Genomic DNA, 385 nt, shown 5'->3' on the forward strand with positions numbered 1-385 from the left:
GGAGGCGGGCCTTGTGGTTCCGGGTGGATTAACGGGCCGTCAGCGCCGCGTAGCTGTTCATCAGGTTGCGGTAGTTGGGGATCCGCTGCGACAGCAGGTTGCCCAGGCCTTCGATGTCGTTGCGCCAGTCGCGGTGCAGCTCACAGGCCACCGAGAACCAGTTCATCATCTGTGCGCCGGCCTGGGTCATGCGGTTCCACGCGGCCTGCTGCACGGTGGTGTTGAAAGTGCCGGAAGCGTCGGTCACCACGAACACGTCGAAACCTTCAGCCAGTGCCGACAGCGTCGGGAACGCTGACCAGCTGCTTGCGGCCGGTGGCCTTGATCGCCTTGACGAAATCCTCGTTGTCCCAGGCGTTGATCTGGCCGGGACGGGCGATGTACG

At 64.2% G+C, this 385-nt stretch carries 1 pseudogene; it reads right to left on the reverse strand.

The window, feature by feature from the left end:
- Window positions 1-28: 28 nt before the first annotated feature.
- A pseudogene (locus tag PF66_RS34130) lies at window positions 29-385 on the reverse strand (isochorismatase family protein); the annotation flags it as partial.

The organism is Pseudomonas asplenii, assembly GCF_001293465.1.
GTDB lineage: Bacteria > Pseudomonadota > Gammaproteobacteria > Pseudomonadales > Pseudomonadaceae > Aquipseudomonas > Aquipseudomonas fuscovaginae_B.